Source organism: Streptomyces atriruber (assembly GCF_001418325.1).
GTDB lineage: Bacteria > Actinomycetota > Actinomycetes > Streptomycetales > Streptomycetaceae > Streptomyces > Streptomyces atriruber.
On the sequence record NZ_LIPN01000034.1, the window covers coordinates 1 to 12,651 of the forward strand.

General features: G+C 73.0%; 11 protein-coding genes. 5 read left to right on the forward strand and 6 right to left on the reverse strand.

All coding sequences use genetic code 11. From position 1 onward, the window contains the following. Positions 1 to 1,371 (reverse strand): sensor histidine kinase (locus AOK03_RS04165; RefSeq protein ID WP_055563769.1); only part of this gene is annotated, 1,371 nt, incomplete at its 3' end. A gap of 302 nt (positions 1,372 to 1,673) precedes the next feature. Here AOK03_RS04165 and AOK03_RS04170 point away from each other — a divergent pair. Then, positions 1,674 to 2,192: a CGNR zinc finger domain-containing protein gene (locus AOK03_RS04170; RefSeq protein ID WP_055563770.1), complete on the forward strand. Its 519-nt coding sequence runs from the start codon at positions 1,674 to 1,676 to the stop codon at positions 2,190 to 2,192. A 45-nt stretch (positions 2,193 to 2,237) separates the two neighbouring features. On the opposite strand, the gene AOK03_RS04175 is transcribed toward AOK03_RS04170, so the two are convergent. Both AOK03_RS04175 and AOK03_RS04180 read right to left on the reverse strand, forming a co-directional pair. Then, positions 2,238 to 3,446 carry an MBL fold metallo-hydrolase gene (locus AOK03_RS04175; protein ID WP_055563771.1) on the reverse strand — a complete coding sequence of 403 codons (1,209 nt, stop codon included), beginning with the start codon at positions 3,444 to 3,446 and terminating at the stop codon, positions 2,238 to 2,240. 90 nt (positions 3,447 to 3,536) lie between these two features. After that, positions 3,537 to 4,331 (reverse strand): SIMPL domain-containing protein, encoded by a 795-nt coding sequence (locus tag AOK03_RS04180; protein ID WP_055563772.1) that lies wholly within the window; start codon positions 4,329 to 4,331, stop codon positions 3,537 to 3,539. 184 nt (positions 4,332 to 4,515) lie between these two features. Between AOK03_RS04180 and AOK03_RS04185 the strand changes: the two genes are divergently transcribed. Together AOK03_RS04185 and AOK03_RS04190 are read left to right on the forward strand one after the other, a co-directional pair. Beyond that, the gene (locus tag AOK03_RS04185; protein WP_055563773.1) at positions 4,516 to 6,411 is read left to right on the forward strand and encodes a propionyl-CoA synthetase; all 1,896 of its coding nucleotides are present in this window, start codon (positions 4,516 to 4,518) and stop codon (positions 6,409 to 6,411) included. Further along, entirely contained in the window at positions 6,408 to 8,084 is a 1,677-nt protein-coding gene (locus AOK03_RS04190) for an ABC transporter ATP-binding protein/permease (protein ID WP_063792417.1), read from the forward strand. Before AOK03_RS04185 ends, AOK03_RS04190 begins: the two co-directional genes overlap by 4 nt. Here AOK03_RS04190 and AOK03_RS04195 read toward each other — a convergent pair. Together AOK03_RS04195 and AOK03_RS04200 are read right to left on the reverse strand one after the other, a co-directional pair. After that, a complete protein-coding gene (locus tag AOK03_RS04195) occupies positions 8,050 to 9,450 on the reverse strand; it encodes an aminotransferase class V-fold PLP-dependent enzyme (protein WP_244177474.1) in 1,401 nt (466 codons plus the stop codon). The genes AOK03_RS04190 and AOK03_RS04195 overlap by 35 nt on opposite strands. A 269-nt stretch (positions 9,451 to 9,719) precedes the next feature. Then, positions 9,720 to 10,547 (reverse strand): SGNH/GDSL hydrolase family protein, encoded by an 828-nt coding sequence (locus tag AOK03_RS04200; protein ID WP_244177475.1) that lies wholly within the window; start codon positions 10,545 to 10,547, stop codon positions 9,720 to 9,722. Positions 10,548 to 10,774: 227 nt separating this feature from the next. On the opposite strand from AOK03_RS04200, the gene AOK03_RS04205 reads away from it, so the two are divergent. Both AOK03_RS04205 and AOK03_RS04210 read left to right on the forward strand, forming a co-directional pair. Next, positions 10,775 to 11,569, forward strand: a complete 795-nt coding sequence (locus tag AOK03_RS04205; RefSeq protein WP_055563775.1) for an ArsR/SmtB family transcription factor — start codon at positions 10,775 to 10,777, stop codon at positions 11,567 to 11,569. 131 nt (positions 11,570 to 11,700) lie between these two features. After that, a complete protein-coding gene (locus AOK03_RS04210) occupies positions 11,701 to 12,507 on the forward strand; it encodes a tyrosine-protein phosphatase (protein ID WP_055563776.1) in 807 nt (268 codons plus the stop codon). Positions 12,508 to 12,514: 7 nt separating this feature from the next. On the opposite strand, the gene AOK03_RS04215 is transcribed toward AOK03_RS04210, so the two are convergent. Continuing rightward, the gene (locus tag AOK03_RS04215; protein ID WP_055563821.1) at positions 12,515 to 12,631 is read right to left on the reverse strand and encodes a DUF6126 family protein; all 117 of its coding nucleotides are present in this window, start codon (positions 12,629 to 12,631) and stop codon (positions 12,515 to 12,517) included. Between the last annotated feature and the right edge of the window lie 20 nt (positions 12,632 to 12,651).

Consider the following 12,651-nt stretch of genomic DNA (forward strand, 5'->3'; position numbering starts at 1 on the left):
GGTCTGGGACTGGGGCTGGGGCTGAGGGGTGGCGTCCGGCCAGGCGGGCACGTCGTCAGGTACGACAGCACGCGCGCCGTCGCCCGCTGTTTCCCCCGCGTCCGCGGCGGCGCCTCGCGACGCCGCTTCGGCCGCCGGGCGGCGGCGGGTGACCGGGTCGGCCTGCTGCTCGGCGCCCAACAGGTCCTGCGGCAGGATCAGTACGGCCTGGACGCCGCCGTAGATGTTGGTCTGCAACCGCACCGCGACGCCGTGCCTGCGGGCGAGCGCGGAGACCACGAAGAGGCCGATGCGGCCGTCCTGCAGCAGACTCGCGACGTCGACCTGGTCGGGGTCGGTGAGGAGGCGGTTCATCTTGTTCTGCTCGGTGACGGGCATGCCGAGGCCGCGGTCCTCGACCTCCACGGCGATCCCGGCGGTCACGAGGTTGGCGCGCAGCAGGACCTGGGTGTGCGGGGCGGAGAACACCGTGGCGTTCTCGACGAGTTCGGCGAGCAGGTGGATGACGTCGGCGACGGCGTGGCCGCGCAGGGTGCCCTCGATCGGCGGCACCAGCTTGACGCGTGAGTACTGCTCGACCTCCGCGATGGCCGAGCGCATCACTTCGGTCATGGAGACCGGGTTGCTCCACTGGCGGCGCGAGACGGCGCCGCCGAGCACGGCGAGGTTCTCGGCGTGCCGCCGGATGCGGGTCGCGAGGTGGTCGACGTGGAAGAGGCCCTTGAGCAGCTCGGGGTCCTCGACCTCGTTCTCCAACTCGTCGAGCAGGGAGATCTCGCGGTGCACGAGCGACTGCAGCCGCCGGGCGAGGTTGACGAAGACCTCGACCTTCTGTTCGCTGCCCGCGTGGCTGGAAAGCTGTGAGGCCTGCACGACGGCGCCGACGGCGGCGTCCTGGGCGCGGGTCAGCTCGTCGGCGAGCTGGTCGAACTCGTCGCCACCGGCCCTGGTCCTGGCCGGGGCGCCGGGGGTCCGCGGCTGGTCGCCGCGGCGCAACTGTTCGACGACTTCGCGCAGTTCGGCCTGGCCGCGGGCAGTGGCGCGGCGCAGCATGACGACCCGGTCGCGCACGGACTTCGCTGCGCGCTCGGCGGCAATGGCGGCCGTCACGATCCCGGCCAGGCCGACCAGGGCGGCCGCGGTCAGGACGGCGAGCAGGACGGGGTCCGGCCGGGCGCCGGTCGAGCGGAGGGTGAAGAGCACGGCCGCGCAGGCGCTCAGGCCCACGGCGACGGCCGGCAGCACGGCGATGCGCAGGAGCTGCGGCCGTATCTGGGTCTCGGGCAGTGCGGCGGCCCGGCTGCCGGGCCTGCCGTGCCGGCCGCCCTCGCGGCGGTCTGCGCGGGCGGCCGGTGCGCGTAGGTGAGACATCTGCGTCCTCGGTACGTTGCGACGAGGGTCGGGCGCTCGGCCCGACTCCCCTTTGCGGCGTGGTTGCGGCATCGCCGTGCCGGCCGACAGGTCGCGACGTCAGCCCTGCGTCGTGATCACTGCGTTGCCCGACGGCCACTCACGGTAGTCGGCAACGCATCACGTGCGGTGGGCAGTTGACAAAGTCTGCGGGGCAGCGTCCCGCTCTGGTATGACACCTCGCACGCAGGTCCGATTCGTCTCGCACGCAGGGACGGTTCCGGTACCGCCGCCGCGCCCCGCACTCCTGCTGTAATGGCGCCATGCACCTCAACCCTTACGGCGAGGACGCCGTGAACCTGGCCGCCGCGCTGGCCAACCACCGTCCGCGCAGCGCCGAGGAGCTCGCGGACCGGTGCCGCGCCGCCGGACTGACGCTGGAGCGCCCTGTCGTACGCGACGACTTGCTGCGCACCCAGGACACCCTGGACGCCTGGGAGAAGGTCGTCGACGCCACCGCCGAGCACGAGCGGGCCGCACTGGTCAACGCCATGCTGGCCGGGGCCGCCGCCCATCCGCGGCTGACCGACCACGCGGACAGCGGCTGGCACCTGCACTACCGCGAGGAGCGGCAGCCGCTCGGCGCCCTGCTGTCCTCACTGATCGCGGTGGGCACCGCGCTGCATCTGGCGGGGCGGGGCATGCACCGGCTGCGGCGGTGCGCCGTGACGGAGTGCGTCACGATCTTCGCCGACACCTCGCGCACGGGGCGGCAGCGCTACTGCTCCCAGCGCTGTGCCAACCGCGACGCGGTACGCAGACACCGCGCACGCGCGGCGTGAGCCGCAGGACCGCAGGACCGCAGGACAACGTAAGCCGAAGCCGCGCTATCCGACCGGCGCCGCCTCGGGCTCACCGGTGCCAGACGGGCGCGTCCCGGCCGCCCCGCCGCCGTCCGCCGCGGCCGGCTCCGGCCAGCCGCCTTCCGGCGTGCGCGCGACGCCGCGCCACCAGGGCGCTTCGGGCACGGACCGCGCACCGGGCTCGAAGGGTTCGCCGGGGCAGGGCAGCGCGAGGGCGACGCCCTGGCGGCGCGCCGCGGCCATGGTGCCCTCGCCCGGCTCCGACCAGGCGTGCGGGGCGAGGTTGAAGGTCCCCCAGTGGATCGGCAGGAGCACGCCCCGCGGCTGTCCGCCCTGGAGGTCCAGGTGGGCCCGCACGCCTTCCTCGGGCGTCATGTGGATGTCGGGCCAGAAGTCGCTGTAGGCGCCGATCTGGATCATCGTGGCGTCGAAAGGACCGTGCTCGGCGCCGATCTCCCGGAAGCCGTCGAAGTAGCCCGTGTCACCGCTGTGGTACACGCGGTGCTCCGACCCGGCCACCACCCAGGACGCCCAGAGCGTGTGCTGCTGGTTTCGCAGGCCACGGCCGCAGAAGTGCCGGGCGGGGGTGGCCGTGAGGGTCAGCCCCGCCACCTTCGCCGACTCGTGCCAGTCCAGCTCGCGGAGCCGGTCGGCCGGCACGCCCCACCGCTCCAGATGGGCGCCGACGCCGAGCGGCACCGCGAACACCGTGTCCGTGCCGGTGAGGGCCTTGATCGTGGGCATGTCCAGGTGGTCGTAGTGGTCGTGCGAGATCACCACGACGTCGACCGGGCCGAGCGCCTCCAGCGGCACCGGCACCGGGTGCAGCCGCTTGGGCCCGGCGAAGGAGAACGGCGAACACCGTTCGCCCCACACCGGGTCGAAGAGGACCCGCTGCCCGTCGATCTCGACCAGGACACTGGAGTGCCCCATCCAGGTGACCCGCAGGCCGTCGACCGGCGGCTTGGCGAGGTCGGCAAGGGTCGTGGCGTGCACCGGGACCGTACCGGCGGGCCCGCGGCGTACGCGCTCCTCCTTGCGGAAGTAGATCTTGGCGAACTCCAGGGACGAACCGGTCGGCCGGGTGCGTGCCCCCACGGGGTTCTGGAAGGACCCCTCGGCCACCGAGAAATTCGGCGACCTGCGGATTCGAGCCAGCCGGGCACCCGCGGGATCCGCTCCGAAAGGCGCGGACCGCAGCGAGCGCAGCCCGGGGAACAGGGACCGGGACACGGGACCTCCTGAGGGGGGTGAATGGGCCTCCCCATTATGTCCACCGGCTCCGGCTGAGTCCTGCGGGGCAGGGGAGACGGCCCCCCACGGTCATCGGAGCTCGTACACCGCCGTCACCGAGACCTCGTCCTGGATCCGTCCCGGCGCGACCGGCACCCCCTCCTTCGAGAAGGAGGCCACCGGGACCGGCACCGGCCCCGGCCGCCCGCCATCGCTCTCCTCCAGCGAGACCAGGCGGCCGAGACGGCGGCCGCTGAGCCCGGCGTACTGCGCGGCCTTCTCCCTGACGTCCTGGTACGCGGACTTGCGGGCCTTGGCTCGCAGCGCCTGCGGGTCCTTGACGTCGAAGGCCACCGAGTGGATGCGGCTCGCGTCGCCGGGCGCGTCCACGACCGCCTGGACCACGGCGCCGGTCTTCTTGATGTCACGGATGGTGAGGGAGAACATCTGCGTGGCCTGGTAGCCGATCAGCTGGTCGCCCTCACCCCTGGTCAGGCGCCCGCCGGCCTCGTACGGGTTCGGCTCGCCGGCCTGGTCCCGGTACACCGCGGTCAGCGACAGGTTCTCCGTCCTGATGTCGCGCTCGGCGACCCCCGCGGCGCGCACGGCGGACAGCAGCGCCTCGGCCGCGGCGTTCTGCTCGGTGAGCGCCTTCTCCGCGGTCGGCCGGGTGACCTCGATGCCCGCGGTGAGCACGGCCATGTCGGGTGCGGCCGATGCGCTGCCCGCCCCCGTCACGGTCACCGTCGCGGGCGCGGGGGCGACGACGGCGGCCGGGCCCGCGGCGGGGGCGGCCTGGGCGGCGGCGGGGGCGCCCGGCAGCCCGAGAGCGGCGAGCCCCAGGGCGAGAGCACTGACGGAACGTACGGAACGTACTGAGCGCATGACGAGAGGGTTCCTTCCGGCTGCCCGTCCCTGCGGAGGACGGTTCGCCGTCATCCCAGCACCGGCGCGCCCGCTCGCCCCCGCGCCACTCCCGCCCTGTCACCTCACCGGCCGACTCCCCTTACGATGGCGGGCGTTCGCCCCACTATGCCGTCCAGCCACCTCGACAGAGCGGAGTGACCGGTTGCCAAGGCCGACGAGTTACGAGAGTGCCCACCGCGAGAGCCTCCTGGACCCGACGGCCTTCTGGGGCCGCGCGGCCGAGGCCGTCGACTGGTACGTGCCGCCGGCCGCGGTCCTGGACGCCGACGCGCCGTCCACGCCCCGGTGGTTCGCGGGCGGCGAACTGAACACCTGTCACAACGCCCTGGACCGGCACGTCCTGGCGGGCCACGGCGACCGCACGGCACTGATCCACGACAGCCCCGTCACCGGCACGGTCCGCAGCTACACCTACCGCGGACTGCTCGACGAGGTCGCCCGCACCGCCGGGATGCTCACCGAACTCGGCGTCGGCAAGGGCGACACCGTCGTCCTGTATCTGCCGATGGTGCCCGAGGCGGCCGTCGCGATGCTGGCGTGCGCGCGCATCGGCGCCGTGCACTCCGTGGTGTTCGGGGGCTTCGCGCCGCCCGAGCTCGCGGCCCGCATCGACCACGCGCGCCCCAAGGTGGTGCTCTCGGCGTCCTGCGGCATCGAGGTGGACCGCGTCATCGCGTACAAGCCGCTCCTGGACGCCGCCCTGGACCGGTGCGCGCACCGCCCGGACGCCTGCGTGATCCTCCAGCGGCCGCAGGCACAGGCCGAGTTGCGCGCGGGCCGGGACCTCGACTGGGCGGCCGCGGTCCGCTCGGCACCCGCCGCCGACTGCGTGCCGGTGGCCGCCACGGACCCGCTCTACATCCTCTACACCTCCGGCACGACGGGCTCCCCCAAGGGCGTCGTCCGCGACAACGGCGGCCACGCCGTGGCGCTGCGCTGGAGCATGGAGCACATCTACGACGCCCGGCCCGGCGAGGTCTTCTGGACGGCGTCCGACGTGGGCTGGGTCGTCGGCCACTCGTACATCGTCTACGCGCCGCTGCTCGCCGGCTGCACCACGCTCCTGTACGAGGGCAAGCCGGTCGGCACGCCGGACGCGGGGGCGTTCTGGCGGGTCGTCGCGGAGCACGGGGTGCGCACCCTGTTCACCGCGCCGACGGCGATCCGCGCCATCAAACGGGACGACCCGAAGGGGGCGCACCTCGCCGAGCACGACGTGTCGTCGCTGCGCGCCCTGTTCCTGGCGGGCGAGCGCCTGGACCCCGACACCTACCACTGGGCGCGCGAGCTCCTGGACATCCCCGTCGTCGACCACTGGTGGCAGACCGAGACGGGCTGGCCGATCGTCGCCAACCCGCTGGGCATCGAGGCACTGCCCGCCAAGTCCGGCTCGCCCGGCAAGCCGATGCCCGGCTGGGACCTGCGCGTCCTGGACGAGGCGGGCGAGCCGTGCCCGCCCGGCACGGACGGCACCCTGGCCCTGCGCCTGCCGCTCCCGCCGGGCAGCCTCACCACGCTCTACCGCGACGACGAGCGGTTCGCCGCCACCTACCTGAGCCGCTACCACGGGCACTATCTGACGGGCGACGGCGGCCATTTCGACGAGGACGGCCACGTCTTCGTGATGGGGCGCCTCGACGACGTCATCAACGTCGCGGGGCACCGGCTGTCCACCGGCGCCATGGAGGAGGTGCTCGCCGACCACCCGGACGTGGCGGAGTGCGCGGTGGTGGGGGTCGCGGACGAGCTCAAGGGCGAACTGCCGCTCGGCCTCGTCGTGCTGCGCCAGGGCGTGGACCGGCCGGCCGCCGAGGTCGAGGCCGAGCTGCGCACCCTGGTGCGGTCCCGCATCGGCGCCGTCGCCACACCGCGCCGCGTGGTGGCCGTGCCGCGGCTGCCCAAGACCCGCTCCGGCAAGATCCTGCGCGGCACGGTCCGGGCGATCGCCGACGGCCGGGACTACACCGCGCCCGCGACGATCGAGGACATCGGCGTCCTCGACGAGATCACCGAGTCGCTGAGGGCGGGCGACCGGTGACCACCGTGGAGCCGCCCGGGGTGGAGCTCTCGGCGCGGGGGGTCGAACTGGTGCTGCCGGGCGGCGCGGTGGCGCTGTCCGGGATCGACGTGCCGACGGTCGGCCCCGGGCGCGTGCTCGGCGTCGCGGGCGGCAGCGGCGCGGGAAAGACGCTGCTCCTGGAGGTGCTGGCCGGGCTGCGGGTGCCGCGCGGCGGGCGGGTCTCGGTCCGGGCCCCGGCGGGCGTCGGCAGCGCGGAGACACCGCGGCAGGCGCTGCGGTACGGGTTCGTGCCGCAGGACGACATCGTGCACCGCGCGCTGCCGCTGCGGACCGCTCTGGAGTACGCGGCCCGGCTGCGCGGCACCGATCCCGGCGATGTACCGCTCGTGCTGGAGGAGTTGGGGCTCGCCGAGGCGGCCGGGCAGCCCGTGCGGACGCTCAGTGGAGGGCAGCGCAAGCGGGCGAGCATCGCGATCGAGCTGCTCTCCCGTCCGCGGCTCCTGTTCCTCGACGAACCGACGTCCGGACTCGATCCGCTCGCCGGGGCGCAGCTGGCGCGGTACCTCGTCCGGCTGGCGGCGAGCGGCGTCACCGTCGTGTTCACCACGCACACGCCCGCCGATCTGCACCACTGCGACCAGGTGCTGTTCATCGCGCCGAACGGCAGACCCGGCCCCTCGGGCACCCCGGCCGAGTTGCTGCGGCTGTCGCCCGACGGGACGTTCGAGGCCCTGTACTCCGTGGAGGCGCCGGTAGCGGACGGTGGGTCGCCACCCCGGGACGAACCGCGGGCGCCCGCCGCACGCCCCCGCTTCTCCCCCGCGACCGGCCGACTGCGCCAGTGGGCCGTCCTGACCGGCCGCGATCTGCGGCTCCTGCGGCACGACCGGCTGACCGCCGCCATCACCATCGGGTCGCCGCTCGTCATCATCGCGATGTTCGCGCTGCTGTTCCGCCCGGGCGTCTTCGACCCCGGCCACCCGGCACCGGCCGCCTCCGCGATGGTGCTGTTCTGGATCGCGTTCGGCGCGTTCTTCTTCGGGCTCGCCTATGGACTCCCGGCGATCTGCGGTGAGTTGGCGGTCGTGCGCCGGGAGCGCAGAACCGTGCTGCGCCTCTGGCCCTATCTGCTGGCCAAGCTCACCGTCCTCGGGCCGGTGCTGCTCCTCGCGGACGCGCTGCTGCTCGTGGTGCTGCGGGCGCTGGACCGGCTGCCGAGCGCCGGCCTGTCGGTGCACGCCTCCCTGTTCGCGACGACGGCGCTGGCGTCGTTCGCCGCGCTCGCGCTCGGCCTGTGCTGCTCCGCCCTCGTCTCCGAACCGAGCCAGGCCGCGCTGGTGCTCCCGCTGCTGTGCTTCCCGCAGGTGCTGTTCTCCGGGGCGTTCGTGCCGGTGCCGAACATGGCGGCGGGCGGGCGCTGGATCAGCGTCGCGATGACCAACAGGTGGGCGTTCGAGGCGCTCGGCTCCGGGGCCGATCTGGAGGGGCTGTGGCGGGGTGGCGGTCCGGAGGGCAGGACGCTGCTCGACTCGTACGGGGACAGCTTCGGGAGCCCGGCGTGGGTGGGCTGGGTGATCCTCGCCGGGTGCGCCGTCGCACTGCTCGTCGTGGCCTGGCTGGTGCTGCGGCGGCGCTGTCCGACGTCGGCGCACCGGCTCAGCACGTCAGACGGGGGGCCAGTTCACCCCTGACCGGGGTGGCGGCGGCGAAGGTCTCGTACAGGAACTCCAGGAACCGGTCGATGTCCGCCGTGACGTTGGCGATGCCGGGTGAGACGCGGACCGCGCCGCCGGACGGCAGTCCGAGTCGCCGGATGTACCCGTCGATGGTCTCGGCGCGCCACCGTCCCGTGCCGGTGCGCCGCAGCAGGCGCGGCGCGATGGTGAAGGCCTCTTCGCCCGCGCCCGGATTGCAGAAGCAGCCCGTGCGGACGGAGATGCCGGCCGCGGCGCACTCGCGGGCCACGATCCGCTCGTCGACGACCCGGCCCCCGGCGTCCAGGACGTTCAGGGCGACCGTCCCGCCGCGTCCTTCGGTGCCGCGCGGGCCGTAGACGCGCACGAGCGGTCGGCCGCCCGGGTGCCGGAGTCCGGACAGCCCCTTCAGCAGGCGCCCGGTCAGGCGGCTCACGTGTGCGGCCACGGCGTCGGCGCCCACCTTCTCGTACCAGTCGAGTCCGGTGGCTATCTGCGGGACGGCGTGGAAGTCGGGGGTGCCGTCCTCGAAGGCGGCGGGCGCCTGCGCCATGCGGTGCCAGCGCGCCCGGGCGCTGACCACCTGGATGGTGCCGCCCGCGAACCAGGGGCGGCGCAGTCCGGCGAGCGCCTCGCGCCGGGCCACGAGGCTGCCCACACCGGACGGATAGCCGAAGACCTTGTACCAGCTCGCGACCACGAAGTCGGCGGGCACCCGGCGTAAGGACAGCTTCCCGGTCGGCAGGTACGCCGCCGCGTCGAGGAGCGTGTGCCAGCCGGCCGCCCGCGCCCGCGCCACCCACTCCAGCGGATGCCGGACGCCGCTGAAGTTGCTCTGCGCCGGATAGCAGAACAGCCCGCGGTGGCGTCCGGTGAGCGCCCGGCGCAGCGCCGCCGCGGAGACCCGCAGCTCGTCGCCGGCGAACGGCACGAGGCCCACCTTCGCGCGTGCGGCCCGCGCGAACTCCCGTACTCCGTTGACGGAGTTGTGGTTGTCCTGGGTGAGCAGCAGGGATCCCGAGCGCCGGTGGAACGGATAGGCCTCGGCGACCAGCTTGACGGCCTGCGAGGCGTTCGCCGTGAACACCACCGTGTACTCGGCCGGATCGGCGTCCAGGAACCGCAGGACCCGGAGCCTGGCCTCCTCGACCAGCTCGGTCGACGCGATGGACGCGGGGCTCTCGGTGTGCGGGTTGCCGAAGGCCCGGCCGCCGAGCCGCGTGGCCTGCGCCTGCACGAGGCCGCGGGGCACCGGTGCGGCGCCGGTGTGGTCCAGATAGATCTGCCGTGTCTCGTCGAGGTATCCGAAGTCCTCCGCCCGCAGCCGTGCGAAGACGGCCTCGCCCGTTCCGTTCTCCTTCACGCCACCCCCGTTCCGCACGCGCGACGCCATGCAGCGCGTACGCCTGTCCCCTGCATCTGTCCGCAGCGTCTGCCATCCGTCCCCGCCTGTCCAGACCGCCCCGGACGGGCGAGGGTTGTGGGCACGACTGCGCTTCCGTGGGCCATGGACGGAGCACATCACGCGGATGCGGATCCCGCGCGGCGGCCGAGCGGCCCGGACACGCCGAAGGCGCCCCGGGAAGGGCGCCTTTGCTGTGCACAGAGCCGCCCGTCGGGCGGTTCGTCGGCTCAGGGAGCGATCTGCATCTTGAGGGCGTCGAGGTTGCGGAATCCCTTCGCCTCCACGTGGTCCCCCGAGCTCTCGCCCCGGATGCGCCGTCCGATCCACGGCACCAGGTACTCGCGCGCCCAGTGGATGTCGTCGCGGCGCACCTCCAGCGTGCCGCGCGGCGGCAGCGGCGGCCACGCCTGGTCGGGGTCGGCGGGCACGTCGAGCCCGAGGACCTGACCGGCGCGCAGCGCCACGCGCGTGTGTCCCTCGGCGGAGAGGTGCAGCCGGTCGCCGTCCCACGCCCGGCGGTCCTGGACGGTCCTGAGGGACCACAGGTCGAGGACGGGGCAGCCGTACCGGTCCGCGATGGCACGGACGTGCATGTTGTACGTGGCGATCTTGCCGCGCAGGTGCTTGAGCAGCGCCACGCCACGGGTGTCGAAGCCGGTGGTCACCATGACGGTGCCGACCGCCGACGAGAGGTCGGCGACGGCGCGCTCGAACCGCTCGGCGACCTCGTCGGGGTCGGTGCCGGGCCGGATGATGTCGTTGCCCCCGGCGCAGAACGTCACCAGGTCGGGGGCGAGCTCCTTGGCGCGCGGCAGCTGGTCCTCGACGATCTGGTCGAGGAGCTTGCCGCGGACGGCGAGGTTGGCGTACCGGAAGGTGTGCTCGGGCACCCGGTCGTCCAGCAGGACCGCGAGGCGGTCGGCCCAGCCGACGAAGGTGCCGTCGGGGCCCGGGTCGCCCACGCCTTCGGTGAAGCTGTCGCCGACCGCTGCGTAGGAGTTGATTACGCCGTTGTTGATGGGGTGATTGATGAAGGTTGTCGACTCTGCGCTCACGAAGTCACATCCTTCACCTCCCTAAGTGACCTACGCCACCGTAGGGAGGGGTTGACGGGGCGTGAGATAAGCCACCGGTCAAGATTCACCCAATTTCGGAATAAGTGTCAGCACTCCACGACGCCCGGTTCGGCCAGGTCAGCACCCCTCCCCGGTTGACATGCAGCCATTCGGCTGCCAATCATGGAGATGCAGCCATTCAGCTGCATTACTGGGGGTGACGCGTGATGGACGCGGCGTTCAAGGCGCTGGCCGACCCGAGTCGGCGGCAGCTGCTCGACCGGTTGCGGGACCGCAACGGACAGACCCTGCGGGAGCTGTGCGCGAGCCTCGACATGGCCCGGCAGTCGGTGAGCAAGCACCTGGCCGTGCTGGAGGCCGCCGAACTGGTGACCACGGTGCGCCGGGGGCGGGAGAAGCTGCACTACCTGAACGCCGCTCCGATCAACGCCATCGCCGAACGATGGATCAGCCGGTTCGACCGCGACCGGGCCAACGCCCTCGCGGACCTGAAGACAGCATTGGAGCAGGAGCCCATGAGTACCGAGAGCACCGACAGCAGCACCTTCGTGTACACGACGTACATCCGCACCACCCCGGAGCGGCTCTGGCAGGCCCTGACCGACCCGGCCTTCACCCGCCGGTACTGGGGTGTGAGCTTCGGCACCGACTGGGCTCCCGGGTCCCCGATGACCTGGACCGAGACGGGCGCCACGACCGAGGACCCCGAGCAGGTCGTCCTCGTCCACGAACCGCACCGCAAGCTGGCGTACACCTGGCACACCTTCAGTCCGCAGTGGGCCGAGGCGAACGGCATCAGCGAGGAGCTGCGCGCGCGGCTCGCGGCCGAGCGCCGTTCGCGGGTCACCTTCGACCTCGAAGCCGAGGGCGACCAGGTGAAGCTGACGGTCACCCACGAATTCGACCGGACGGGCACGCTGCAGTCGATGTGCAGCCAGGGCTGGCCTGCGATCCTCTCCAGCCTCAAGACCCTCCTGGAGACCGGTGAGCCCCTCGCCTGACGCCGTTCCCCGGCCTGGTGAGCGGGCCGGACGGTGCCCGCGGAGGGTTGATTGCCCCAGGAAGCCATGTCGTATCGTCAAAGACGCATCCACCGGCGAGCCGCGCCGGCCGCAGAGCCCGAGGAGAGCCCGTGACGCAGCAGTTCCCGCCGGCAGAGCTGTCGGAGCCCGAGCTTGCCGGAGTGCGCAATTTCCGCGACGTGGGCGGGCTGCCGACGGTGGACGGCCGCCGCGTCCGCCCGGGCCGGCTCTTCCGCAGCGGGCACCTGGCGCACGCCACCGCCTCGGACGCCGCGTTCCTCTCCTCGCTGGGCCTGCACACGGTCTTCGACTTCCGCAACGAGGCCGATCAGCGCCTGGAGGGGCCGGACATCGAGCTGCCGGGCGTGCGCAACGTGAATCTGCCGCTGACCGACCCGGCCGACGGCGCGGAGTTCTGGAAGATGGTGCGCGACGGCGACCTCGACCAGCTGCGCTCGATCCTCTCCGGCGGCCGGGGCGCCGACCGGATGGCGGTCGCGTACCGCACGATCATCAAGGAGCGCACCGCCGAGCACAGCAAGGTGCTGCACGCGCTCGCCGAGGACAGCGTGCCCGCCCTCATGCACTGCGCCGCGGGCAAGGACCGCGCGGGCCTTTCCATAGCCGTCACGCTCCTCGCCGTCGGCGTGGAGCGTGACGCCATCGAGGCGGACTACCTCGAATCGAACGTGAAGCACCGCCGCTACAAGGTGCACCGCTCGGACAGCTCCCCGAACGCGATGTCGCCCGAGGTCATGGAGCTCCTCGACCCGCTCTTCGACGCCCGCGCCGAGTACCTGGCGGCGGCGTACGAGACGATCGAGGAGACCTGGGGCGACGTGGACACCTACCTGTCCACGGGTCTGAAGGTCAGCGCCGAGACCCGCGAGCGGCTGCGCGAGCGCCTCCTCGACTGAGCGGCGGCTACTGGCTGTTCGCGCCCAGCTCGAACAGCAGGTACAGGAAGGCCGCGAAGAGGTGGCCCACCGCCACATAGATGATCAGGCGGACCCAGAGCCCACGGGGAAGCTTCTCCTCCATGGTGTTGCGGGCGGGCCGCT

What these genes read in the sequence shown, in the direction of transcription:
- AOK03_RS04205 (WP_055563775.1), top strand. Translation starts at nt 10,775, where the DNA reads ATGGACGCGGCGTTCAAGGCGCTGGCCGACCCGAGTCGGCGGCAGCTG.
- AOK03_RS04215 (WP_055563821.1), bottom strand. Translation starts at nt 12,631, where the DNA reads ATGGAGGAGAAGCTTCCCCGTGGGCTCTGGGTCCGCCTGATCATCTAT.
- AOK03_RS04170 (WP_055563770.1), top strand. Translation starts at nt 1,674, where the DNA reads ATGCACCTCAACCCTTACGGCGAGGACGCCGTGAACCTGGCCGCCGCG.
- AOK03_RS04180 (WP_055563772.1), bottom strand. Translation starts at nt 4,331, where the DNA reads ATGCGCTCAGTACGTTCCGTACGTTCCGTCAGTGCTCTCGCCCTGGGG.